The sequence below is a fragment of the Legionella gresilensis genome (assembly GCF_900639865.1).
Classification (GTDB): domain Bacteria; phylum Pseudomonadota; class Gammaproteobacteria; order Legionellales; family Legionellaceae; genus Legionella_C; species Legionella_C gresilensis.
The window spans coordinates 332,629-355,093 of record NZ_CAAAHX010000003.1 but is presented as its reverse complement, the minus strand read 5'-3'; the positions used below and the strand labels follow the sequence as shown (position 1 = coordinate 355,093).

The window sequence follows — 22,465 nt, the reverse complement described above, 5'->3', positions numbered from 1 at the left end:
TATTTCCTTATATTAAAATTACGTTCAAATATAATGTAGTTCAACCACTTTAGAAATCAAATAAACTGCTGCGCTTTCACTTTATCAGCTTCCCGAAAGGGGGATCTATCTTGATAGTCACTTCTGTTGTAATTTTCATGATGGTTTCCCGCCTACAAGTGAAAGATAAAGAAAAGTATTTTTAACTTAGTTTGCTTGAAAGCTAACTAAGCAAACATTGCTTGCTAGGTAATTAAGAACTCATTAGGGCTGTCTTGATTGTCATCTTCATTGTCTACCGTATTTTCAATTTTTAGCAATTTTCTTACTTCAGATGGATTATGATTATTTTTAAATACAAAATAAAGATTTTCGGGTCTATTACCTTTACCTATAATATAAATAGAGTCAGTATGGATAGCTAACTCGGGGTTGAGCTTTTGGATATTTTCTAATATTTTTTCTGCTTCCTCTCTATCATCATTCATATATGCAACAATGTTAGATGGATAGGCATAAATAGTAGTTATATTGGTATAGGTCAAAATATTTTTTATTTTAATAAATACGTCTTTATCCGCCCAAGATTGCTTAATAATAGACATAATAGAAATAATCTTTTTTATTTGTTCAAAACTATATTTTTTAAAGAGTGCCTCTAGATAACTAAATTCTTCTGAAGTTTTACCAGAATTATTTAACTTTTTAGAAGATCTATGGCCAAACATATAGAGTGATAAATCAAGCTCTTTGCAATCTTTAGAGATATAAGCTTTTAAAGGACTAAGAAAATCATTTTCATCATTAGCGTGAAGAATTATATCTTTAGCCTTACGCCAAAAGAGAGTGACTTGTATACTATTATCTAAGATAATTAATTTAGGTACTCCTTCACTTAACTGACAGGCTAATTCGACTGAGCGCATACCCGATGTCCCAATTAGGGCAATTTTTTCTTCTTTACGATGCCTAGGTAATCCTTTTTCCTGCTCTTTAGAGAGTTCAGGATCGTTACCTTTTATTAAAATGGGATACAATTGTAATTCTTCCTTCGCTAACTGTTGAATTCCATAATTTTTTCGCGCTAAAAAACCTCTAGTAAGCGCTTGAGCTTTCGTTATAGAATTAACTGGCTTTCCTCCAGAATCAGCCGGCTTTGCTTCAAGATCAGCCGGCTTTGCTTCAAGATCAGCTGGCTTTGCTCCAAGATCAGCTGGTTTTTCTATAGGAACAGCGGACTTTTTTTCTTTTTGATCTGAGGGTGAACTTAATGTTTTTCCCTCTTTATTTATGGTTTGATTTGGTGACGAAAATAATTCGTTAAATGTTGTTCTTATTTTACTTTTAAGTTTCTTTTTCATGATAAACAGAGAGTAAATTGGTTGATTTATATCTAATTTTATCTGATATAGATTAAGATATTATTAAAAATATATCTATTCGAGCTAGTTTAGATCGGATTGAATATATTTTGATCAATATTTTGTTGGATATTTATTGCAAATTATTATTTTAAACAAGGACGTTTAAAGATGCAGAATTCTCAAACTGGTCTTGTTAGGGCTCTTGGCCTGAGTGCTTTAGTGATTTATGGGATAGGTGATATCCTGGGAGCAGGGATATACTCTATTGTTGGAAAAATAGCAGGCCATGCAGGCTCTTTAACTTGGCTTTCTTTTGCACTAGCAATGGGTATTGTTTTGCTCACGGCACTTAGTTATAGCGAACTTGTTAGTCGAATTCCTAAAAGTGGCGGCGTATCAATATTTATACAAGAAGCCTTTGACCAAAAGTGGATATCAATTTTTGTAGGTTTACTGCTATTTAGTGCGACTATTTTTTCTATGTCGACATTATCACAAGCTTTTGTAGGATATCTTAGAGCGTTTGACCTAATCGTTCCTAAATGGTTAGCTATTGTTATTTTTTTAAGTGTTTTATTAGGAATTAATATTCGAGGCATAAAGCAGTCGTCTATAGCTAATATCATTAGTACATTGATAGAGTTAAGTGGTCTTTTGATTGTATTGGGTTGTGGTATCTGGTTTTTATTAAATTCAGATAAACAATTAAATATAACAAGCTTAGATAAACTACCTGGAATAGGAGATATTTTTAGGGGTGCAGCGTTGGCCTTCTTTGCTTTCACAGGTTTTGAAGACTTGGTAAATGTTGCTGAAGAAACAAAAGATGCAGAAAAGAATATTCCGCGTGCTATTTTATCTTCCTTGGCTGCTGCTGGAATCTTATATTTGGCTGTAAGTTGGATGGCAACAGCCATTATTCCCGGCAATGAACTTGCTCAGTCAAATGCACCTTTGTTTGATGTCGTTAGAAGATCATATCCAGCATTCCCCCTTTACTTATTTCCAATTATTGCTATTTTTGCTGTATCTAACACAACTTTATTAAATTATATTACGGCTTCACGCTTGCTTTATGGCATGGCTGAAAGTAATCTTATGCCGAAGTTCCTACAAAAAGTACATAGCAAGTATCATACGCCTTATATTGCTATTTTACTCATCTTTCCCATTGTGTTAATTTTAGGATTTATGGGAACATTATCTGAACTTGCTGGTGCTACCAGTACCATAGTTTTAATGGTATTTTCCTTTAGTAATATTGCTTTAATAAAAATTAAACTAAATGACATAGGCAAAAAGAATGAGAAAGTATTTTATATACCTATCATTATTCCGTGGCTGGGCTTAGCACTTAATATTGTGGCAATTACATTTTTACCTTTTCGTAATATCGTCCAAGCAGTTGTATTTATTTTAATAAGTTTGATTGTAAGCTGGATAATTTTACAGCTTGAAACGAAGTTTAAACTTAATAGCTTAAATTCTGATTAATAAGAACACCTGATATTTATTGATTCGCTTTTTGTAGAAAATATTTATATCTTCACTGCGTTAAGTTTTATAATCTTTTCATTTAGCACATTAACTAAATAAGTTGGGTTAATATAAAAATTTAAAAGCTCAAAAAATTTATTCCTTGCAAATATAAAAACAATTTACAATAATACGCCATTACTTAATCCGATATAAATTATATGAAATTCAGCTACTTAGGTAATAAAAATGCTAATAAAAATTAATTTTACTGTATCTCATTATCGATATGAGCACGGGCGACAACGCTATTTTGAAGTGTCTTATTGGCAAACTTATAACTACGCTTGTGAAGAAGTTACTGATTCAAGTATTACTAACAGTAAAAAACAAACTAATTGGAAAAATGGACATAATATTTTACCAATTGAACGTAATAATGATCCTAAATCAAATCTTACAGCAATTTACCAGTATGATAATTTTGTTGCAGTTTCATTGCCTGAAAACTGCAGTAAGTTTGTAAAAGAGAAGTTTATTACAGCCTTTACAGACTATATTAATAAGAATCATAAGGGCGGCTCTGGTCTAACGCCTTATGAAGCAAATCAAGCAACGAAAATTGTGCTTAAAACGCTAAATATAGATACTAAATATTACAAAGAGCGTATAGCTTGCAACTTCTTTTCAAGGCTTGAATTTTTAAATAAAAAATTCGAATTGCCAAAGGATATTAGTGTGCAATTACAAAGTTATTTATCGATACAAGATGTTAGAAATTTAGCCCTTACATCTAAATCAAAGGCTGAAGGGGTATCTATACAACTAGCATTGTAAAAAATAAAAATTCATATTTAGTTTAGTTTTAAGTTGAATAATTTTTCAACTTGAAACAAAATTAAACCTAAAAGGACACATCTTAATCAATAAAAATGATTTATATTAATTATTTGCATTTAATATGTAATGCATTTATTATAGCTAAACTGCGTTAAATTTTGTTAGTGGTTTGGCTTAGGAATTAAGTATGCATTATCATCCCCTAAAAAAAGCTAATGCATTTTTGCTAATTTTATTACCTTTGAATATTCTCCTCCGCTACGGCGGATTAATATAAGCATTTTACATAATTAATTTCGAGATTTCTAATTCAGAAACTCCTAAGTCAGTACATAATATGGAGAATAATTCATGCGCACTCGTTCAATAGCCTGGATTGTTTGGTTAATAGCGTCCATCTTTTATGCTTATCAGTATATTTTAAGAGTAATGCCCAGTGTCATGATCGATAATATTACACATCGATTTCACATTGACACGGCAATTTATGGGCAGTATTCAGGTATTTATTATATTGGTTACTCTTTAATGCATCTTCCTATAGGAATTATGCTTGATCGTTTTGGCCCGAAACGAGTTTTGACAGGCTGTATACTAATTAGCGTTGTTGGCTTGTTACCTTTAATTTATGCTGGTAATTGGATTTATCCTGTTATCGGAAGAGCTCTTATAGGCATGGGCTCATCAGCTGCCATATTAGGCATTTTTAAGATAATTCGGATGACGTTTAACGAGCAATATTTTACCCGAATGTTAAGCTTTTCTGTAACTATTGGTTTATTAGGTGCTATCTATGGTGGCGGACCACTTCGCTATCTATATGATTTAGTAGGGTACTACAATGTTATCGAAATTTTTGCACTTTTTGGGACATTATTAGCATTGTTAACCTATTTTATCGTACCTGATTTAAAAGAAGTGCAGACAACAACGGTTCTTAGTGATATTAAGCTTGTTATAACTAATAAAAATGTAATTCTACTTTGTTTGTTTGCAGGGTTTATGGTAGGCCCTTTAGAAGGGTTTGCTGATGTTTGGGGGCCAGCCTTTTTAAGACAGTTTTATAATTTAAATAGTAGTACAGCAAGTTATTTACCTTCTCTAATCTTCTTGGGTATGTGTTTTGGGGCGCCTGCTTTAAGTTTTTTTGCTGAAAAAATAGGTAACTATTTACTTGTTATTACGGTAGCTGGCTTAGTTATGTTGCTAAATTTCATTGTTTTAGTATTTGGTTTTTTTACAACAGAAAGCATGATGTTTGCTTTTACGATTGTGGGGATCTGTTGCGCTTATCAAATACTAGCTATCTATAAAGCATCTACTTATATGCCTGAAAATGTAGCTGGTTTAACAACTGCTATTGCTAATATGATTATTATGAGTTTTGGTTATGCAATCCATACAACAATTGGAATTGTAATCAATGCCTTTAAAGAAACGAATTTAGCTTTTTCCTTTATTTATGGTATAAGTGTTATTCCTTTTACTTTATGTATTGGTGTATTGGGGTTTTTCATTTTACTGTTGATAGAGCAGAGAAAACTAAAGAGTTTTGCATGAACGAATTGGTTTTTTTATAAGCTGGTTAAAGTATATCAATTTAATATTTTATAAAAGAATATTAACTCTTACCAAGGAAGGTAATACTTAAACGCATTATCAAATCAACTATATAAGGTAAAAAATAAGCTGTTGCAAATCCCGTTATCAGGCCAAATAAATGGCCCTCCCAAGAAACACCTCGTTTACTTGGAAAAATACCAAAAAATATACCGGCAAAATAATAAACAGAAATAACTCCTAAAATAACGGCAGTAACACTCTCATGAGAATAGATATTAACGACTAACAATGCCCAATAACCCGTAATCAATGAACTTGCACCTATATGAATCCCAGGTTTTGCAAAAAGCCAAGTTAATAAACCACTTCCTAAGGTAATTATGAGCGTTACGATAAGATAGTAAATGAATCCGTCGATTAAAATAAAGTCACTTAAGACTAATAAAGGAATAGAGTTAAAAAATAAGTGATTAAAGTTTGCATGCAAAAGTGGTGAAAATAAAATACCCGGAATTCCAATCAATCGTCTAGGAATAATACCTAAATATAAAAGTCGCTGCTGAAAAAAAAGTAAATTTATAAAAAAAATACCCCAGACAACAACCATAATAGTAATTAATATAGGTAGATTTGTTTGAGTATTGGTTATAATTTGATTAAAACTATTACTAATTTCATTAAGCATCGTTTGCATCTTTTCTGTTAATGACGTTACACGTTAAATTTCCTTTAGCAAGCTGTACTTTAATCTTTTCATTAAGTTTAACCTGTTTACTATCAATTAGTATTTGATCGTTATAACTAGCAATAGCATATCCTCGTTCTAGGGTAGCTAAAGGGCTAACTGCATGAAGTGTTGCTAGGTGACGGATTAAATGGTGTTTAAAGTTTTCTACCTTTTGAGTAATTAAATTATCTAAATTTTGTTTTGCTTTTTGTATTGATAATTTTAAGTGTTGAACTTCAGTAATAGGATTTTTAGCCATTAAGGTCGCTAAATTAAGGTTAACCCGGTGATGATAGTTGCGTAGTATTTTAGTTATATTTTGATTTAATTGTTTTTCTAAGTAATCAATTGTTTGCCAGTGCTGAGCAATAAGTTGTTCAGGAGAGGAAAGAGTAGCTATCCTATGTGCCAGAATTAGGCGTTGTTGCTGGATAATTCGGCAAATAGCCGCATGCATGCGTTTTTTAAAAGTAGCTAGAAGATTAAGTAATTCTACTTTATCAGGCGTTGCTGCTTCGGCCGCGGCAGTAGGGGTTGCTGCCCGTAAATCAGCTACAAAATCAGCAATCGTAAAATCTGTTTCATGGCCAACCCCAGAGATAATAGGTATTTGACTTTTATGAATGGCAAAAGCCAGTTGCTCATCATTAAATGGCCATAAATCCTCTATGCTTCCACCGCCCCGAGCAAGTAAAAGCATATCAGCACGCTTATCAGAGTTAGCTTGCGAAATAGCATTAATAAGCTGTTCAGCTGCTCTTTTTCCCTGAACTTCACAAGGGTAAATAATAACATCCGTTAGAGGAAATCGTCTTGCTAAAGTACATAAGATATCGCGTATAGCAGCACCTGTTTGTGAAGTAATAACACCGATAACAGCTGGAAAGCGTATAAGTGTTTTTTTGAGATGCTCAGCAAATAAACCTTGCTGCTCTAGCCTTTTTTTCAATTGTTCAAATTGTTGATATAACTCACCAACGCCTGCTTCGGTTAGGTTTTGAACAATTAGTTGATAATCACCCCTTGCTTCATATAAACTTAATTTACCCTGAGCAATAACTTGTTGCCCGTCTTTAAATTGCCTGCTGTTATACGTTTGATAATTACGAAAGAAAACACATCGTATCTGAGCATTTTGATCCTTTAAGGTGAAATAGAGATGGCCTGACGTTGGTTGAGTTAGGTTAGAAAGCTCACCTAATACTGCAACATTAGCCAGTTCATGCTCTAACCAAGCACGGACCTGTTGGTTAAGCTCGGTCACTGTAACAGGTGCTAATTCTTGTTTTAAAATTGTCAATTTTTTCTACTAAAACTTTAAAGTAAAGTGAGAACTAATTTATACACAATTGATTGATGTTTAAAGTCTTTTATTAATTTAATACATATTTACATGGATAGGTGATAAACAATGAAGTTAATACGAGTAATTTTTTTAGCCTTACCTTTTTTCGTTAATAATATCAATGCAGCTTCAACTTGTTTTAATTTAAAAGGAGAGGCTTTACCAAGTTCATTCTCAAATTTTTATCAGGTTAAAGGCACCCATAAAGATAGTCCGTATCTTTATTCAGCTAGTATGGAATCTGGTAAAGGAAAGCTTATAGAAAATAGTGCCCTTATTGAAGATGGTTCTAAATTGTTTGATTGGCGAGCAAAAATAATTAACTCTTTTAATAAAAAACAGCTTTTAAAATTAAAATCCTCAAATAACCCCCTTTTGGCACAAGAAAATAGGGCTAAAATAAAGAAAAATACCGCAGCCAAACTATCAGAAAATGTTAAATGGTATATTACGGCAGGGCATTTTCGAACAAAAGCTAATGCCGTCGCTTTTGTGAGTCGTTTAAAAAAATTAGGATTTACTGTGCTTATTCAACCGCTTACTAAAGGTACTTCAGTATTAATTGGCCCTTATGATTTTCGCCCGCATGCAGTGATTAGTATGCAAGAGTTGAGAAGTAGTGCTAATGTTCAAGGCGCTATAATTCATTTTAAATATAGCTATGGTTAAACCTAATTATATTTTAGGCACCTTGTTAAATTAAACTTTTATATTATTGTTATTAGCTATAATATTTACTATTTAACATGGTATTACTTTATTAAGATGCAACAGAAAGAGCCAAGCTTATCTAAGGCATATACTTCTCAATATAAACAGGTAACACTCGAGGAGCTTCGCATTCATGGTGAAGTTCCCACATGGCTGTCAGGAATTTTTATTAGCATTGGACCTAGCCAGTTTGAAGTCGGCTCAGCTCATTTTAAACATTGGTTTGATGGTTTTGCTATGCTTAAAAAATTTAACTTTAAGTCAGGCAGTGTTAGTTTCCAAAATCGGTTTTTACAATCACAAGAATATATTGAAAGTAATAAGTTCGGTAAATTAAATGCTAATGAGTTTGGTACTTATGCAAGTGAATCTAAACTAGAACGTGTATTATTTTCTTTAAAGGAGTTGGTTGGCAATAAATTACATGACAACTGTGTGGTAAACACAACTTGCATTGATGATAGCTATATTGCTATGACAGAAAGTAAGAATGTTGTTTCTTTTGATATTAAAGATTTAAGTACAACGAATAACTTTAATTTTAGTGATAAAATTGCAGAACATCTTACAACGGCGCACCCTCATTTTGATACAACTACTGGCGAATTAATTAATGTTGCTATAGAAGTTGGTAAGGCTAATAAGTACCATATTTATAAGATAGACCCTTTAAGTAAAACACGTAAAATTATTTACACCTACTTATCTAATAGTTTGTTCTACATTCATAGTTTTAGCCTAACTAAAAACTACATTATCTTATTTAAATCACCCTTGGTTATAAATAGATTTAAATTAATGCTAGGATGTCCTTTTAATAATACGTTGTCTTATCAAGAAGACTCGCCATCGGTATTTGTTATCCTCGATAGAAGAAATGGACAACTACTTGAGATAGAAACAGAACCCTTTGTTTGCTTACATAGCATAAATGCTTATGAACATAAAAACGAAATAATTTTAGATTTAGTTTGCCATCAAGCAGGAAATCCATATGATAAATTATATTTATCAAATCTTCGCTCAAGTAAACCGACTTTACCTACTGGTGCAATAAAGCGTTATGTCCTTGACATTCATGCTAAACATTGTAACCAGGAGACCTTAACAAGCAATAATCAAGAATTTCCAAGAATAAATTATACGAGATGTAACGGAAATAATTATCAATTTGTATATACAAATTCGATCGAGGGTCCAGATAATCAATTTTTTAATACTATACAAAAAATTAACACGAAAACGGGCAGCATACAACACTGGCATAAAAAGAATAATTATGTGGGTGAAGCTTTATTTGTATTAAGACCTAACTGTCAGTCAGAGGATGATGGGATTCTATTGTCTATAGCATTTGATATGAACACGCAATTATCGACTTTAATAATAATAGACGCATTATCGATGCAGTTATTAGCAGAGGTATGCTTGCCCATACATTTACCATTTGGTCTACATGGAAACTTTTACCAAGATAAAACTGCATAATTTAAGATAAAATATTGCCTAAGCTTTACCTGGCAAAAGAGCCAAGCATCAAGGTAAAGCAAAATGCCAATTCATTTCTTCAGAAAGTTTTTGCAACATGATTTCACCACGTATACTATTGCCTTTGGAGTTTACACGTGGGCTAATAACTGCAATACCTGCTTTACCTGGTACCACAGCGATAGTATATCCTGAGACGCCACTTTTAGCCGGCATACCTGTTTTTACCATATGGGTTCCCGTTTCATCATATAATCCACAGGTTGCCATAATTGCTAGTGTTATTTTACACGTTTCAGGTGAAATAATTTTCTCATTGGTTATGGGGTCACGACCTGCATTAGCAAGTAGGGCAGGTAGATAAATCATCTGTTCCAACTGAGCCTCATAGGAGCAAATAGTAAAATATAAATCAAGGGTTTCATACACATCAGTACGTAAATTATTGCGACTTTTTAATAGGTAAGCTAAGGAGCGATTACGGTTACCTGTTCTTTTTTCAGAAGCAAAGATAAGTGGATTGATACTTAAGCGTTGATTAAAAAGTTTTTGTACCCAATGTTCTAACCAGGCAAATTGTTGTTCCCCTACACCTGGAATATGTGAGCAAAGGGTTATTGCACCTGCATTTAACATGGGGTTTGAAGGCTTAGGTCCAAATTGTTCAAGACGAGTAATAGAGGCAAAATCATCACCCGACGGCTCTACTTTGACCCACTGGAACACTTTATCTGGTCCTAGTTCCTCTAATAAGCCAATAAGCGGAATTAATTTTCCTGTACTTTGTAGCGTAATAGGAAAAAGGGGCATATTACTATAAGAGAGGCTTTTCCCCTTTAAAACGGTTACAGCGATGCCTGTTAAATCATTATCTACATTTGCAAGTTCAGGAATATAATTTGCTGTTTGGCCTTCATGATTAGTTTGCGCAAATTCAACAATGCTTTTTAATAAATTTTGTGAGATATTTTTAGACATTAATTATATAATAAAATAAAAGGTCGTATTATGCTAAATTTAGCACAGCAAGACAAATATAGGGCAATTTAGAATATCTAAGTAACGTGAGTTCGACAAGAAGTGCCAACGGCTCTTTTATTTGCTAAACGAACGTTATCCCGTAAAATGTGAAGCATTTGTACGGGATCCAGATTAAACATAAATAAATTAGCCATAAAATATATTTGCTATATTTTATGGCTAATTCACCTTAAAGATGGTAAGACATAACCAAAAGAATGCCTTATTTTGCTCGGATAAAGGCTTGTAATTGCTTACCAATATCTGCTGCACGCATTAAGCTCTCGCCAATTAAGAAAGCATTAATATTATTTTCAAGCATAAGAGTGATATCATTAGGCGTGTTAATTCCACTTTCGGTAATGATAATTTTATCTGCAGGAATGTCTTTTGCTAATTCAAGTGTCGTAGTTAAGGTGGTAATAAAGGTATGCAGACTACGATTATTAATACCAATTAAAGAGGTTGGTAGTTTAAGAGCTCGTTCAAGTTCTTCTCGATTATGGCTTTCAACTAAAACAGCCATATTTAAAGCCTGCGCTTCTTGGCAGAAATCCATTAATTGCATGTCACTTAATAAATCAACAATTAATAAAATACAATCGGCTCCTAAGGCGCGACTTTCTGCAATTTGGTAACTATCAATAATAAAATCTTTTCTTAAAATAGGTAGGGAAGTGCTCTGCTTTGCCAGCGCCAAATAATTATTATTACCCTGAAAAAATTGTTTATCAGTAAGTACGGATAAGCAGCTTGCTCCGTTTTTTTCATAAATTTTAGCAATAGCTGCTACATCAAAATCTTCCCGAATAATACCCTTGCTAGGAGAGGCTTTTTTTATTTCAGCAATGATGGCGGGATGAGAGCACTTAATTGCATTAACAAAATCACGTGGTGGATCTAAAGCTAAAAGATCCTGTTCGGGCAATGGTCTTTCTATTTTTGCTTTTTGTACTTCTAATAATTTATGCTCGGCTATTTTCTTTAATATACTAGTGGTCATAATTAAGTAACATTTCTGGTAAAATCTCGAAATTGCAAAAAGTGTCGTTTAGCATTACCACTGTTAATAGTAGCTGCTGCTATTTCAACTCCCGTTTTAAAATCCTTAACTATATCCGCACAATATAATGCTATAGCAGTATTTAGTAAGATACTGTCGTAGGCCGCTCCCTTGACTCCTTTAAAAGCATTTTCAATGACTGCTAGACTTTGTGCTGAGGAGTTCACAATAATATCATTTAGATTAGAATGGTAGCAATTAAAATCGTTTGGATTTACAGACCAGGTGAATCGTTTACCATCATGATATTCCAGAATGTGGGTAGGTGCTGCAATACTAATTTCATCTAATCCATCTTCTGAATGAAGAATAATGACGCGCTTACTGCCTAAATTAATTAATACGTTTAATAGTTTTTCTTGCCAAGCTTTTGCAAACACACCAACAACTTGTCTTTTAACTTTAGCTGGATTTAATACAGGCCCTAAAAAATTAAAGAAAGTTTTAATCCCTAATTGCTTGCGTACTTCTTTAACGCGCTGTGCTGCTTGATTAAAATGAGGCGTTAACAGAAAGCAAATATTATTTTGTTGTAGACAACGCTTTAATTGATCATCAGATAATTTAATATTAAATCCTGCTTCTAATAATAAATCTGCACTGCCACTTGAGCTTGAAACAGAGTGATTGCCATGCTTAGCAACTTTTGCGCCTGCTGCTGCGGCAACGATACTGCACGCTGTCGAAATATTAAACGTGTGCTTACCATCTCCCCCTGTTCCGGCAAGATCAATGACCTCATCACCCAGGTCAATTGTGCGCATGGCTGATTGAATTGTCTTAGCCGCTGCAGTAAGTTCATCAGCAGTTTCACCTTTAGCACGCATTAAGGCTAAAAAAGCGCCGATTTCTGCATCAGAGATTTTATCTTCAATACAAGCCGAGATGACGTCCTGCATTTCAGTAAAGGTCAGATCCTCTTTATTTATTAAATGTTCAAAGATGTTTGCAAGTTTCATAGTTTAAAAAATTAGCTAATAATCGTAAGCCATATTCACTTAAAATTGATTCAGGATGGAATTGTAGCCCAAAAAGAGGGTATTGACGATGAGATATTGCCATGATTGTGTCATCGGCCCAGGCATCAATTGAAAAACTGGTAGGCAGCGTAGCAACATCAATAGCAAGAGAATGATAGCGCATCCCTTGGAATGGATTAGGTAAATTCTGAAAGAGTTTTTGTTTATGATGGATGATAGGAGATGTTTTACCATGAATAGTCTCAGGAGCCAGAATAATTTTTGCTCCAAATGCATGAGCAAGACATTGGTGGCCCAGACAAATGCCTAAGATAGGTATAGTTTGATAAAAATGGGCAATCGTAGCTAGAGAAATACCAGCGTCTAGAGGTCCTTTAGGGCCTGGCGATATCACAATATGAGAAGGAGATAATTGTTCAATATCGGTAATAGTTAAATCATTATTTTTAAAAACACGAACATCTTGATTTAATATTTGGAAATATTGTACTAAATTGTAAGTAAAAGAGTCATAGTTATCAATTAATAACAGCATGTTAAACCTATAGAGAAAATTCCTCGCCAAGATAGACAGTTCGAACCTGTTGATTAGCTAAAATTTCAACTGGGGTTCCTTCACATAAGATTTTACCCTGATTAACAATATAAGCGCGCTCACAAATATCTAATGTTTCTCTTACATTATGATCAGTAATTAAAACGCCAATATTTTTTTTACATAAATGAGAAATTATCCGTTTGATGTCAATAACTGAAATAGGATCAACACCTGCAAAGGGCTCATCTAATAATATAAAAGCTGGCTCAATAGCAAGTGCGCGTGCTATCTCAACTCGGCGCCTCTCACCACCTGAAAGACTTAAACCTAAGTTATTAGCAAGATGAGAAATATGAAACTCAGCCAATAATTGAGTTAACTTTTGTTGGCGTGCCTCTTTATCCAAATCTTTACGCAGCTGCAAAATAGAATCAATATTTTCAGCAACAGTCATTTTGCGAAATACCGATGCTTCTTGTGGTAAATAACCTATGCCGAGACGAGCGCGCTGGTGCATAGGTGCTAAAGTAATATCTTGCTTATCTAGAAAAATCTTACCCTCATCGCATGCTTGTAAACCCACTATCATATAAAAACAAGTGGTTTTGCCAGCGCCATTAGGACCTAATAAGCCTATGCATTCTCCACGTCGTATTGTAATGCTAACATCACTGACAACAACTCGACCCTTAAAAGCTTTTTTTAAATGGAATGCTGACAATTCATTAGATTTTTGACGTATTGCTAATGTAGTATTTGATGGCTGAGTTACAATGCCTAAATCATTTTGTGCTTGTCTTTTACTGAAATTGAAAATATGACGAGAACCTAAAATTTTATTTACTAAGGCGAGTTTTGAAAGAAATCTACTCATGTTTTTTTACCCGGATGAAAAATAATTGTAGTTCGCACCTTCTTATCACCATAAGAAACGACATGCTTTTGTTCAGTGTCGTAGGTAATTTTAGGGGCAGATAAGGAATCGTCGCCCTGTTCAACGCGCGCATTGCCAATTAATATAATTAAATGTTTCTCGGGATAATAGCGAATTTGTAATGCATAAGCATGAAGAGGTGGTTTATCGGCATCTGTTTGGGTCCAAAAATGGGCAGGTTCTTTAGAAGATCCCTCTGCTTTCGCAAAAATAAGCTTATTTTCTTGATTACCTTTAGTAATTGCTTTATGTGCTCTTAGATGAGTTGTTCCCTGATCAAATTGAACATTTCCTATATAAACGCCACGATGGGTTGATTGATTTAAATCTGCTGAGTCAGCTGCTAATTGCGCAAGTGCTGTTTTATCTGTTTCTAAGGCATAAGTTTGAAAATTAATAGAGCTAAGTAAGAATATAAAAATAAATTTTCGATTAAACATGATTCGGCTCATAAGTTGCATGTGCTTTATTTAACAACTCAACTCGTTTTTCATCAAGATAAGCATTCATTCCTTGTGAATGAATAATGCTACCGGGTTGTTCAAACATTACGGCAAGCGTAGTAGTTGCAAATTTTTGCTCAGGAAAGTAAATGAGTTCTTCTGTTTTTAAAGTACTTTCAGAGTTTTTTAAACCTTTGCCCTGATGAATAATAACATTACCTACTAAGTTAATTTGTTTTCCTTTATCCAATGCTAATGCTTTTTGTGAATGAATATCCCAATTAGACTCATTTTCCTGACTAAGGACAATATGGGGAGTATCAAATATATAAGTATTATTTTCGGGAATATGTTTTGCTTGAGGGCTTTCTAAGAAATGAGCTAACGCGCCTTTAGAATCGAATTGCCAAACTTTAAGTCCTTTGATAATTGAGTCGGGTATTTTTGATAATGTATGATCATCTAGTTTTTCTGGTGATGAAGAGCTTGCATAGTACCAACCTGAGCATGACAAAATGATAAGTAAGCAAAAGCCCCAAGCAGATTGTTTAGCAGCATTCATGATAATAGATACCTTGTGAGCGCTTCTTCTTGTTTCTGTTGGACGCTTAAAATAAGATCACAGACTTCTCGTACAGCACCACGTCCACCAACTTGTTCGGTTTGCCAGACAGCGAATTCTTTAATTTGTGGTACAGCATTAGCAACAGCAATGCCTAAGCCCACTTGCTGTATGATTGGTAAATCAGGTAAGTCATCACCAATGTAAGCAAAATGTTCATTCGTTAATCCTAAGCGCTCTTTAAGTTGAAGGTAAGCGTTGCGCTTGTCCACTTGGTTTTTAAAATAATGTTGAATACCTAGTTGCTCCATACGAAAGTCAACTACAGGATTACGGGAGGTAGTGATAACTGCTACATCAATATCTGCTGCCATAAGTAATTTTAGACCCATGCCATCTTGAACGTGAAAAGCTTTTAATTCATTACCATAATTATCTAAATAAAGTAGGCCATCTGTTAAAACACCATCCACATCACAAATTAAACATTTTATTTTTTTTGCTCTTTCTATTAAGTTAGTTCTTGTCATTATTACTCACTTTTTGATAAATGTGTAACCTGCTTTGTGCAGAACTATAGCAGAAGATTATAACAAAAAAATTAATAAACGCCTGCTTTCAGAAGATCATGTAAATGTAGTACTGCAAAAGGGCGTTTAAAATCATCAATAACAACTAATGAGGTAATCGTATATTTCTGCATAAGAGCTAAGGCTTCAGCAGCTAAAATTCCTTTAGAAATAGTTTTACAATTTTTACTCATAACTTCAGTAATTGGCGTCGTATTAATATCAATCTGTTGATTTAAAGTACGTCTAATATCCCCATCAGTGTAAACACCAACTAAATATCCTTGTTTATCAATGACGCAGGTCATACCTAATTTTTTAGCAGTGACTTCAATTAATGCGTCGCTTATTGTCGCTGTCTCTTTAACTAAAGGTAAAGCGTCGCCTTGATGATAAAGATCGTCAATACGTAGTAAAAGGCGGCGACCCAAGGAACCACCTGGATGTGACAAAGCGAAGTCTGTTTCACTAAATCCTTTTGCTTGCAATAAGGCAACAGCTAAGGCGTCTCCCATGACTAATGTGACAGTAGTACTTGTCGTGGGCGCGAGTCCTAGGGGACATGCTTCTTGTTTAACACTAATATCGAGTGAAACATTCGCTGCTTTCGCTAATATTGATTCTGAATTACCCGTTAACGCAATGATAGGTATCTGTAACCGTTTCAGTAAAGGTAATAGGGTAATAATTTCATTAGTATTGCCTGAGTTTGAAATGGCAATGATGATATCATCTTTGGTAATCATTCCCATATCACCATGACTTGCTTCGCCAGGGTGTAAAAAAAATGCAGGCGTTCCCGTACTTGATAAAGTAGAAGCAATTTTATTAGCAATGTGTCCTGATTTCCCCATGCCTGTGACAACAACACGTCCACGCGAATTAAGTAATAATTCGCAGGCTTGTTCAAAACGTCTATCAATACGTTGGGTTAGCTCAAGGACTGCTTGTGCTTCCATTTCAATAACAGCTAATGCTAATTTGCCAAAATTCATTTTCTTATTCTAAGTAAGCAAATTGGTGAGCTTAACATACAAATTATTACCTAACAAAAATTAATTTTAAGTAAAATTTTTTAATTAAATAATCAGTATGACTGCTTTTTTTAATTGCTGTTCGCCTATTTTATTAATCATTTCTTTGTAAAACAGAAACGATTAATATTGATAATTGAGTTGAAATTTAATAAATATAAGCATTTGTTAATTAAATAATTAATATAAAAATAGTAATTTTTTTTTTGCAACTATATACTTATTCTTTAATTAAATAAGAGAGTTTCATTATGCAGAATAGTTTGGTGCAAATCACCAATCTAACATTCAGCCGAGGCGCTCGCATCATATTTAACAATATTAATATGGCAGTTGAGCGGGGGAAAATTACTGCTATTATGGGACCTAGTGGCAGCGGTAAAACTACCTTATTAAAATTAATTGGTGCACAGCTTAAGCCAGATGGGGGAGACATACTCATTAATGGGTTAAACATGCATCATTTACCGCGTAAAGAACTTTTTAAAATAAGACAGAAAATAGGTTTGCTATTTCAGTCAAGTGCACTATTTACACATTTAACTGTCTTTGAAAATGTTGCGTTCCCTTTAAGAGAGCATACTAAGCTTAATGAAGATATGATACGTGATATTGTACTTATGAAGTTAGAAGCTGTCGGATTACGAGGTGCAGCTCATTTAATGCCTGCAGAGCTATCAGGCGGCATGACTAGGCGAGTAGCTTTAGCAAGAACAATTGCCCTTGATCCTGAGCTTATGATGTATGATGAGCCTTTTACAGGTCAAGATCCAATCTCAATGGGCGTTTTAGTACGTCTAATTAAACGATTAAATGAATTATTACATACGACGACAATTATTGTATCTCATGATGTAGAAGAAACTTGCTCTATTGCTGATTATGTGTATTTAATCTCTGAAGGCCGTTTTATAGGATACGGTACGCCTCAAGAATTAAAAGAATCAACTGTGCCACAGATTAGACAATTTATGCATGGTGAACCTGATGGTGTAGTGCCTTTCCATTATCCAGCTAAACCTTTGATTGAGGAGCTGTTAGATGCTTAATAAATTAGCACAGGCAGGGCAGCGAAGTATAATTATTCTTCAAGGTATAGGTAATTCAGGGCGATTTTTATGTGGTGTTTTTTTTCGTAATCCTGACATTGGTCGTCTATGGCCTAATCTTGTAAGCCAAATTCATTTTGTTGGCGTGTTATCCTGTTTAATTATTATTGTCTCAGCCCTTTTTATAGGGATGGTAGTTGGTTTACAAGGTTATAATACATTACAAAAATTTGGTGCTGCGAGCCAATTAGGACAATTACTGGCATTAAGTATTACTCGTGAATTAGGTCCAGTTATTAGCGCATTGCTTTTTGCAGGTCGAGCCGGCTCTGCTGTTACTGCAGAAATTGGTTTAATGAAGGCAACAGAACAGTTGGCTAGTATGGATATGATGGGCGTCGATCCCTTAAGCCGTGTAATTTATCCACGCTTAGTAGCAGGAATAGTTTCACTACCCATACTAACATTAATTTTTTCTGCCGTAGCTGTATATGGTGGTTATTTCATTGGCGTCGATTGGTTGGGCGTAGATTCAGGAAGTTTTTGGTCTAATATGCAATCTGCTGTAAGTTTTAGAGTTGATGTGCTTAGTGGCATTATTAAAAGTGTTGTTTTTGCCTTTGTAGTTTCTTGGATAGCTGTTTTTCAAGGATTTACCTGTGTTCCAACGGCAGGTGGAATTAGCCAAGCTACTACTAAAACAGTCGTATATTCGTCGTTAGCGGTCTTAGGGTTAGATTTTCTTTTAACAGCCATGATGATTGGAGGTTGGTAAATGAATAGTAAACAACGTTATATTGATATCAGCGTTGGTTTTTTTATGTTGCTTGGTTTACTGGCTTTATTAATTATGGTAATGAAAGTAAGTGGAATTACAGAGCTTGCTTCCAGCAAAGGTTATCATGTGACTGCTGATTTTACTGATATAGGCGGATTAAAAGTGCGAGCTCCAGTAACTATAGCAGGTGTGAAGGTGGGCGAAGTTACAAAAATAGAATTACAGCCTAGTGAGCTTAATGCCAAAGTTACTATGTTATTGCGATCAGATAAGCCCATCCCTTTTGAAGATGCAACAGCGCGTATTTTAACAGAAGGCTTATTAGGCTCTAATTATATTAGTATTGTACCTGGATTTGATGATGATAGTAGTTCTGATCATCCTTATTTAAGAGAAGGGGATAAAATTCCAAAAACGCAGGAAGCTATAATTCTTGAAAATTTAATTGGTCAACTTTTATTTAATATCAAAAAATAGGTGGAGAACATGAGAATAATAAAATTAATTTTCCTTGGTCTTTGTATATGTTTAACACAACATTTGTGGGCTCAGTCTTCGCCTATTCCTATGTTGCAAGATACAGCAGATCAAATTGTAGCTACTCTTAAGCAGAACAAAGCAAACCTTAAAAAAGATCATACTATTATTTATCAAGCGGTTGAGCGTCATCTTTTACCAAAGGTAGATGTTAATGGCATGGCGCGATCTGTTTTAGGACGTCAAGCTTGGGGTAAAGCGACACCTGCTGAGCGTAGTCAGTTTGCCCAGGCTTTTACGCAGCTAGTAATTCGTACTTATTCAAATCCATTAGCTGAATATACAAGTGAAACAATAAAATTTTTACCTGTTAAAGGTTCTCTGGATAAGCGTTTTATTCGTGTAAATAGTTTAATTATTCGCCCTAATGGAAAAAATATTCCGCTTAATTACAGCTTAGTTGCTAAAAATGGGGATTGGAAAATTTATGATTTAAGTGTGGAAGGAGTAAGTTTATTACAAAGCTTCCGCTCGCAGTTTGCCCAAGTACTACAATCTTCAAATATGCAAGCTTTAATCAAAGAAATGCAAGAACGAAGTAAAAAGGCTGCTTAAGAATGACAGATGCTCCTTTCAAAGCTGCTAAAAATTTAACGTTTTCAATGATTGAAGCTGAAAGAAAACGTTTATTAAATTATTGCCATGCTAATAAAGGATCAACGCTAATACTTAGCCTTGAAGAAGTTTCTCTATGTGATAGCGCCGGGCTTGCTTTTTTAATTGAGTTTAAAAGATTAGCACGAAAGTATAAAAAGCAAAGCAAGCTAGAGGGGATAACGGAGTCCATTTTCGCTTTAGCAGAATTTTGTGGAGTAGCGGAAATGTTGGCTAATGAAGGCAGCTTAGCTGAAGGCACATAATATTATCAATTATATTATGCACTTACGATGCTATCGTTACATTTTATATCTACTAGCTACGACTTGTTCGTAGCATCCTTTAATTTCTCTAGTTGCTCATAAAGCCGACACTTTAATCGCTTTTCTATTATAGTTATAAATAGAAACTGTACTTTATTAATTTTACAGCATAAACTTGCTAACTTTTTTTATGAATTAAACTCAAGTCTTTTAAATTATTTGCCGATGTTCTTATGCAGAAGCAATAAAGAAATAAATAGATAGTATTTTGCTAAATGACTTGGGTAGCTTCGGCTAATAATAATAAAAAATATTAGTAAGTGAGATGTTATGTTAACCAATGATGCTTTAGAAGAACAATTACGTAATATCGAAAATATCCATTATGCCAAGGTCGAAGGTGATGGATACCATTACCAGATAACCATAGTATCAGATATTTTCAAAGATAAGTCTCCTGTTATGCGGCAACAATGGGTTTATGGAAAATTAAAAGACTACATTACTTCTGGGAAATTACATGCGCTAAGTATGAAAACCTGGACAAAAGAAGAATGGGAGAAAAAACGTGGATAAGTTGATTATTAATGGCAATAAACCATTAAATGGAGAAGTTTTTATTTCAGGCGCCAAAAATTCAGCACTCCCAATCATGGCCGCCACACTACTTGCTACAGATAATGTCACAATTCGTAATGTACCTCGACTTCGTGATGTTAATACTATGATTGCACTTCTTAAGCAATTAGGCGCAGAGGTAGTTATTGACGAAGAAATGAAAGTTCAAGTAGATTCAGGATCTGTCAATAAAATTATTGCTCCTTATGAATTAGTTAAAACAATGCGAGCGTCTATTTTAGTATTAGGCCCATTATTAGCTCGGTTTGGTAAAGCAGACGTATCTCTACCTGGCGGATGCGCTATTGGTACAAGACCCGTCGATTTACATTTAAAAGCCTTAAAAGCCATGGGCGCAGATATTACAGTCAAAAATGGTTTTATTAAAGCACGTTGTAAGCGAGGGCGGCTCCAAGGTAGGGCACTATTGTTTGATACCGTAACTGTAACAGGCACTGAAAATATTATTATGGCCGCTGTTCTAGCAGAAGGAAAAACAACAATAAAAAATGCTGCTAGGGAACCAGAAATAGTCGATTTAGCAAATTTTTTGAATCAGATTGGTGCTAAAATTTCTGGTGCAGGTACAGCAACTATTGAAATTGAAGGTGTAGAGGCGCTTGGTGGTGGGACTTATGCAGTCATGCCTGATCGTATTGAAGCAGGAACTTATTTAGCTGCCGGGGCAATAACACGGGGTAAAGTTACTGTAAGACGGGTTAAGCCTGAAAATTTACTATCAATGTTATGTAAATTTGAAGAAGCAGGTGCTGATTTAACGATAGGTGAAGATTGGGTCTGTTTAAATATGCACGGCTTAAGGCCTCAATCAGTTAATATTATTACTGCACCTTATCCTGCTTTTCCTACTGACATGCAAGCTCAATTTATGGCCTTAAATACAGTTGCAGAAGGTGCATCTTCTGTTACTGAAAATATTTTTGAGAATCGCTTTATGCATGTTCAAGAATTACAACGTATGGGCGCTCAAATACAACTTAATGGCAATACAGCGTTAATTAATGGCGTTGATCATTTAACAGGGGCACCTGTTATGGCTACTGATTTACGTGCTTCAGCTAGCCTTATACTAGCTGCTTTAGTCGCCGATGGAGAGACCTATATAGAACGTGTTTATCATGTTGATAGAGGGTATGAGCGTATTGAAGAAAAATTTTTAATGTTAGGAGCAAATATTAAACGTGAGTCAGATAGATGATTACACGACAAGAGTTAGAAACGTATACATATAGGCTATTAGCCTGCTCAGATTTTAATGATTATGCTCCAAACGGTTTACAAATAGAAGGAAAGGAAAAAATATCTTCTATTGTAACAGCTGTAAGTGCTTCTGAAAGTGTAATTAAAGAAGCTTGTATTTTGCAGGCAGATGCTTTGCTGGTTCATCATGGGTTTTTTTGGCGTGGTGAAAAGCCTACGATTACAGGTATAAAACGATCAAGAATAGCTAAATTATTAAATCAAGATATTAATTTATTTGCTTATCATTTGCCGCTAGATTGTCATCTTGAGCTGGGTAACAATGCTAGTTTAGCTCAACTATTGGATATCCAGACAGTAAAACAACATTGTCTACAAAATACGCCAAATTTATTATGGTCAGGTTCATTTGCTTTAAATAAAACAAGTGAAGAAGTGATTGCTTTGTTAACTCAGCAATTAAAGCAAAAACCAATTCATGTGGCTGGTAATAATAAATCAATTAAAACGATTGCTTGGTGTAGCGGTGCAGCACAAGATTTTATAGAAGATGCACATGCTCTAGGCGTTGATGCGTATTTAAGTGGTGAAATTTCTGAGCGAACCTTTTATCAAGCGCAAGAATTAAACATACATTATTTTGCTTGTGGCCATCATGCAACTGAGCGCTACGGTATTCAAGCCTTAGGCGAGCACCTAGCATCTAAATTTAATTTAACGCACCAATTTATTGATACAGAAAATTTTATTTAATAACTTCTTCGCA

25 protein-coding genes are annotated in these 22,465 nt (G+C 34.4%); 13 read left to right on the top strand and 12 right to left on the bottom strand.

From position 1 onward, the window contains the following. Window positions 1-224: 224 nt before the first annotated feature. A complete protein-coding gene (locus tag E1P04_RS05220; protein ID WP_131781860.1) occupies window positions 225-1,340 on the bottom strand; it encodes a hypothetical protein in 1,116 nt (371 codons plus the stop codon). Between the two features lie 171 nt (window positions 1,341-1,511). Here E1P04_RS05220 and E1P04_RS05215 point away from each other — a divergent pair, with 171 nt between their 5' ends. The 3 genes from E1P04_RS05215 (at window position 1,512) to E1P04_RS05205 (ending at window position 5,219) form a co-directional block, all read left to right on the top strand. Next, the gene (locus E1P04_RS05215) at window positions 1,512-2,837 is read left to right on the top strand and encodes an APC family permease (RefSeq protein WP_131781859.1); all 1,326 of its coding nucleotides are present in this window, start codon (window positions 1,512-1,514) and stop codon (window positions 2,835-2,837) included. 231 nt (window positions 2,838-3,068) lie between these two features. Beyond that, on the top strand, window positions 3,069-3,656 hold the full coding sequence (locus tag E1P04_RS05210; protein WP_131781858.1) for a hypothetical protein: 588 nt from the start codon (window positions 3,069-3,071) through the stop codon (window positions 3,654-3,656). A gap of 354 nt (window positions 3,657-4,010) precedes the next feature. Beyond that, window positions 4,011-5,219, top strand: coding sequence for an MFS transporter (locus E1P04_RS05205; protein ID WP_131781857.1), 1,209 nt, complete (start codon window positions 4,011-4,013; stop codon window positions 5,217-5,219). Window positions 5,220-5,280: 61 nt separating this feature from the next. On the opposite strand, the gene E1P04_RS05200 is transcribed toward E1P04_RS05205, so the two are convergent. Together E1P04_RS05200 and xseA are read right to left on the bottom strand one after the other, a co-directional pair. Beyond that, window positions 5,281-5,907, bottom strand: a complete 627-nt coding sequence (locus E1P04_RS05200; RefSeq protein ID WP_131781856.1) for a rhomboid family intramembrane serine protease — start codon at window positions 5,905-5,907, stop codon at window positions 5,281-5,283. Then, window positions 5,900-7,249: an exodeoxyribonuclease VII large subunit gene (gene xseA, locus E1P04_RS05195; RefSeq protein WP_242604388.1), complete on the bottom strand. Its 1,350-nt coding sequence runs from the start codon at window positions 7,247-7,249 to the stop codon at window positions 5,900-5,902. Before xseA ends, E1P04_RS05200 begins: the two co-directional genes overlap by 8 nt. Window positions 7,250-7,360: 111 nt before the next feature. Between xseA and E1P04_RS05190 the strand changes: the two genes are divergently transcribed. Both E1P04_RS05190 and E1P04_RS05185 read left to right on the top strand, forming a co-directional pair. After that, window positions 7,361-7,963, top strand: a complete 603-nt coding sequence (locus E1P04_RS05190; protein ID WP_131781855.1) for an SPOR domain-containing protein — start codon at window positions 7,361-7,363, stop codon at window positions 7,961-7,963. Window positions 7,964-8,059: 96 nt separating this feature from the next. Beyond that, window positions 8,060-9,493, top strand: coding sequence for a carotenoid oxygenase family protein (locus E1P04_RS05185; RefSeq protein ID WP_131781854.1), 1,434 nt, complete (start codon window positions 8,060-8,062; stop codon window positions 9,491-9,493). A gap of 48 nt (window positions 9,494-9,541) precedes the next feature. On the opposite strand, the gene glsA is transcribed toward E1P04_RS05185, so the two are convergent. The 9 genes from glsA to E1P04_RS05140 all read right to left on the bottom strand — a co-directional run bounded on the left by glsA (window position 9,542) and on the right by E1P04_RS05140 (window position 16,597). Beyond that, window positions 9,542-10,471, bottom strand: coding sequence for a glutaminase A (gene glsA, locus E1P04_RS05180; protein WP_131781853.1), 930 nt, complete (start codon window positions 10,469-10,471; stop codon window positions 9,542-9,544). A 265-nt stretch (window positions 10,472-10,736) separates the two neighbouring features. Then, window positions 10,737-11,516, bottom strand: coding sequence for an indole-3-glycerol phosphate synthase TrpC (gene trpC / locus E1P04_RS05175; protein WP_131781852.1), 780 nt, complete (start codon window positions 11,514-11,516; stop codon window positions 10,737-10,739). 2 nt (window positions 11,517-11,518) lie between these two features. Continuing rightward, window positions 11,519-12,535, bottom strand: coding sequence for an anthranilate phosphoribosyltransferase (gene trpD / locus E1P04_RS05170; RefSeq protein WP_131781851.1), 1,017 nt, complete (start codon window positions 12,533-12,535; stop codon window positions 11,519-11,521). Continuing rightward, window positions 12,513-13,091, bottom strand: a complete 579-nt coding sequence (locus tag E1P04_RS05165) for an anthranilate synthase component II (protein WP_131781850.1) — start codon at window positions 13,089-13,091, stop codon at window positions 12,513-12,515. The genes trpD and E1P04_RS05165 overlap by 23 nt, the downstream gene beginning before the upstream one ends. Window positions 13,092-13,098: 7 nt before the next feature. After that, window positions 13,099-13,968, bottom strand: a complete 870-nt coding sequence (lptB, locus tag E1P04_RS05160; protein ID WP_131781849.1) for an LPS export ABC transporter ATP-binding protein — start codon at window positions 13,966-13,968, stop codon at window positions 13,099-13,101. Then, a complete protein-coding gene (lptA, locus tag E1P04_RS05155; RefSeq protein ID WP_131781848.1) occupies window positions 13,965-14,468 on the bottom strand; it encodes a lipopolysaccharide transport periplasmic protein LptA in 504 nt (167 codons plus the stop codon). The genes lptB and lptA overlap by 4 nt, the downstream gene beginning before the upstream one ends. Beyond that, window positions 14,461-15,033: an LPS export ABC transporter periplasmic protein LptC gene (gene lptC / locus E1P04_RS05150; protein WP_131781847.1), complete on the bottom strand. Its 573-nt coding sequence runs from the start codon at window positions 15,031-15,033 to the stop codon at window positions 14,461-14,463. The genes lptA and lptC overlap by 8 nt, the downstream gene beginning before the upstream one ends. Next, window positions 15,030-15,563, bottom strand: a complete 534-nt coding sequence (locus E1P04_RS05145; protein WP_131781846.1) for a KdsC family phosphatase — start codon at window positions 15,561-15,563, stop codon at window positions 15,030-15,032. The genes lptC and E1P04_RS05145 overlap by 4 nt, the downstream gene beginning before the upstream one ends. A 71-nt stretch (window positions 15,564-15,634) precedes the next feature. Next, window positions 15,635-16,597: a KpsF/GutQ family sugar-phosphate isomerase gene (locus E1P04_RS05140; RefSeq protein ID WP_131781845.1), complete on the bottom strand. Its 963-nt coding sequence runs from the start codon at window positions 16,595-16,597 to the stop codon at window positions 15,635-15,637. 290 nt (window positions 16,598-16,887) lie between these two features. Between E1P04_RS05140 and E1P04_RS05135 the strand changes: the two genes are divergently transcribed. The 8 genes from E1P04_RS05135 to E1P04_RS05100 all read left to right on the top strand — a co-directional run bounded on the left by E1P04_RS05135 (window position 16,888) and on the right by E1P04_RS05100 (window position 22,452). Beyond that, entirely contained in the window at window positions 16,888-17,685 is a 798-nt protein-coding gene (locus E1P04_RS05135) for an ABC transporter ATP-binding protein (protein ID WP_131781844.1), read from the top strand. Further along, a complete protein-coding gene (mlaE, locus tag E1P04_RS05130) occupies window positions 17,678-18,460 on the top strand; it encodes a lipid asymmetry maintenance ABC transporter permease subunit MlaE (RefSeq protein ID WP_131781843.1) in 783 nt (260 codons plus the stop codon). Before E1P04_RS05135 ends, mlaE begins: the two co-directional genes overlap by 8 nt. Continuing rightward, window positions 18,461-18,940, top strand: a complete 480-nt coding sequence (gene mlaD / locus E1P04_RS05125; RefSeq protein WP_131781842.1) for an outer membrane lipid asymmetry maintenance protein MlaD — start codon at window positions 18,461-18,463, stop codon at window positions 18,938-18,940. 9 nt (window positions 18,941-18,949) lie between these two features. Next, a complete protein-coding gene (locus tag E1P04_RS05120) occupies window positions 18,950-19,555 on the top strand; it encodes an MlaC/ttg2D family ABC transporter substrate-binding protein (RefSeq protein ID WP_131781841.1) in 606 nt (201 codons plus the stop codon). 2 nt (window positions 19,556-19,557) lie between these two features. Then, the gene (locus E1P04_RS05115; protein WP_131781840.1) at window positions 19,558-19,860 is read left to right on the top strand and encodes an STAS domain-containing protein; all 303 of its coding nucleotides are present in this window, start codon (window positions 19,558-19,560) and stop codon (window positions 19,858-19,860) included. A 330-nt stretch (window positions 19,861-20,190) separates the two neighbouring features. Next, the gene (locus tag E1P04_RS05110) at window positions 20,191-20,436 is read left to right on the top strand and encodes a BolA family protein (RefSeq protein ID WP_131781839.1); all 246 of its coding nucleotides are present in this window, start codon (window positions 20,191-20,193) and stop codon (window positions 20,434-20,436) included. Next, window positions 20,429-21,697: a UDP-N-acetylglucosamine 1-carboxyvinyltransferase gene (murA, locus tag E1P04_RS05105; RefSeq protein ID WP_131781838.1), complete on the top strand. Its 1,269-nt coding sequence runs from the start codon at window positions 20,429-20,431 to the stop codon at window positions 21,695-21,697. Before E1P04_RS05110 ends, murA begins: the two co-directional genes overlap by 8 nt. Continuing rightward, window positions 21,694-22,452 carry a Nif3-like dinuclear metal center hexameric protein gene (locus tag E1P04_RS05100; protein ID WP_131781837.1) on the top strand — a complete coding sequence of 253 codons (759 nt, stop codon included), beginning with the start codon at window positions 21,694-21,696 and terminating at the stop codon, window positions 22,450-22,452. Before murA ends, E1P04_RS05100 begins: the two co-directional genes overlap by 4 nt. Window positions 22,453-22,465 lie beyond the last annotated feature (13 nt).

Coding starts and splice junctions, on each gene's coding strand:
- E1P04_RS05135 (WP_131781844.1), top strand. CDS start 16,888: ATGCAGAATAGTTTGGTGCAAATCACCAATCTAACATTCAGCCGAGGC.
- E1P04_RS05220 (WP_131781860.1), bottom strand. CDS start 1,340: ATGAAAAAGAAACTTAAAAGTAAAATAAGAACAACATTTAACGAATTA.
- E1P04_RS05190 (WP_131781855.1), top strand. CDS start 7,361: ATGAAGTTAATACGAGTAATTTTTTTAGCCTTACCTTTTTTCGTTAAT.
- trpC (WP_131781852.1), bottom strand. CDS start 11,516: ATGACCACTAGTATATTAAAGAAAATAGCCGAGCATAAATTATTAGAA.
- E1P04_RS05210 (WP_131781858.1), top strand. CDS start 3,069: ATGCTAATAAAAATTAATTTTACTGTATCTCATTATCGATATGAGCAC.
- E1P04_RS05185 (WP_131781854.1), top strand. CDS start 8,060: ATGCAACAGAAAGAGCCAAGCTTATCTAAGGCATATACTTCTCAATAT.
- E1P04_RS05165 (WP_131781850.1), bottom strand. CDS start 13,091: ATGCTGTTATTAATTGATAACTATGACTCTTTTACTTACAATTTAGTA.
- lptC (WP_131781847.1), bottom strand. CDS start 15,033: ATGAATGCTGCTAAACAATCTGCTTGGGGCTTTTGCTTACTTATCATT.
- E1P04_RS05100 (WP_131781837.1), top strand. CDS start 21,694: ATGATTACACGACAAGAGTTAGAAACGTATACATATAGGCTATTAGCC.
- mlaE (WP_131781843.1), top strand. CDS start 17,678: ATGCTTAATAAATTAGCACAGGCAGGGCAGCGAAGTATAATTATTCTT.
- trpD (WP_131781851.1), bottom strand. CDS start 12,535: ATGAAACTTGCAAACATCTTTGAACATTTAATAAATAAAGAGGATCTG.
- lptA (WP_131781848.1), bottom strand. CDS start 14,468: ATGTTTAATCGAAAATTTATTTTTATATTCTTACTTAGCTCTATTAAT.
- glsA (WP_131781853.1), bottom strand. CDS start 10,471: ATGTCTAAAAATATCTCACAAAATTTATTAAAAAGCATTGTTGAATTT.
- E1P04_RS05115 (WP_131781840.1), top strand. CDS start 19,558: ATGACAGATGCTCCTTTCAAAGCTGCTAAAAATTTAACGTTTTCAATG.
- E1P04_RS05205 (WP_131781857.1), top strand. CDS start 4,011: ATGCGCACTCGTTCAATAGCCTGGATTGTTTGGTTAATAGCGTCCATC.
- E1P04_RS05215 (WP_131781859.1), top strand. CDS start 1,512: ATGCAGAATTCTCAAACTGGTCTTGTTAGGGCTCTTGGCCTGAGTGCT.
- E1P04_RS05140 (WP_131781845.1), bottom strand. CDS start 16,597: ATGAATTTTGGCAAATTAGCATTAGCTGTTATTGAAATGGAAGCACAA.
- lptB (WP_131781849.1), bottom strand. CDS start 13,968: ATGAGTAGATTTCTTTCAAAACTCGCCTTAGTAAATAAAATTTTAGGT.
- E1P04_RS05145 (WP_131781846.1), bottom strand. CDS start 15,563: ATGACAAGAACTAACTTAATAGAAAGAGCAAAAAAAATAAAATGTTTA.
- mlaD (WP_131781842.1), top strand. CDS start 18,461: ATGAATAGTAAACAACGTTATATTGATATCAGCGTTGGTTTTTTTATG.
- E1P04_RS05200 (WP_131781856.1), bottom strand. CDS start 5,907: ATGCTTAATGAAATTAGTAATAGTTTTAATCAAATTATAACCAATACT.
- E1P04_RS05120 (WP_131781841.1), top strand. CDS start 18,950: ATGAGAATAATAAAATTAATTTTCCTTGGTCTTTGTATATGTTTAACA.
- E1P04_RS05110 (WP_131781839.1), top strand. CDS start 20,191: ATGTTAACCAATGATGCTTTAGAAGAACAATTACGTAATATCGAAAAT.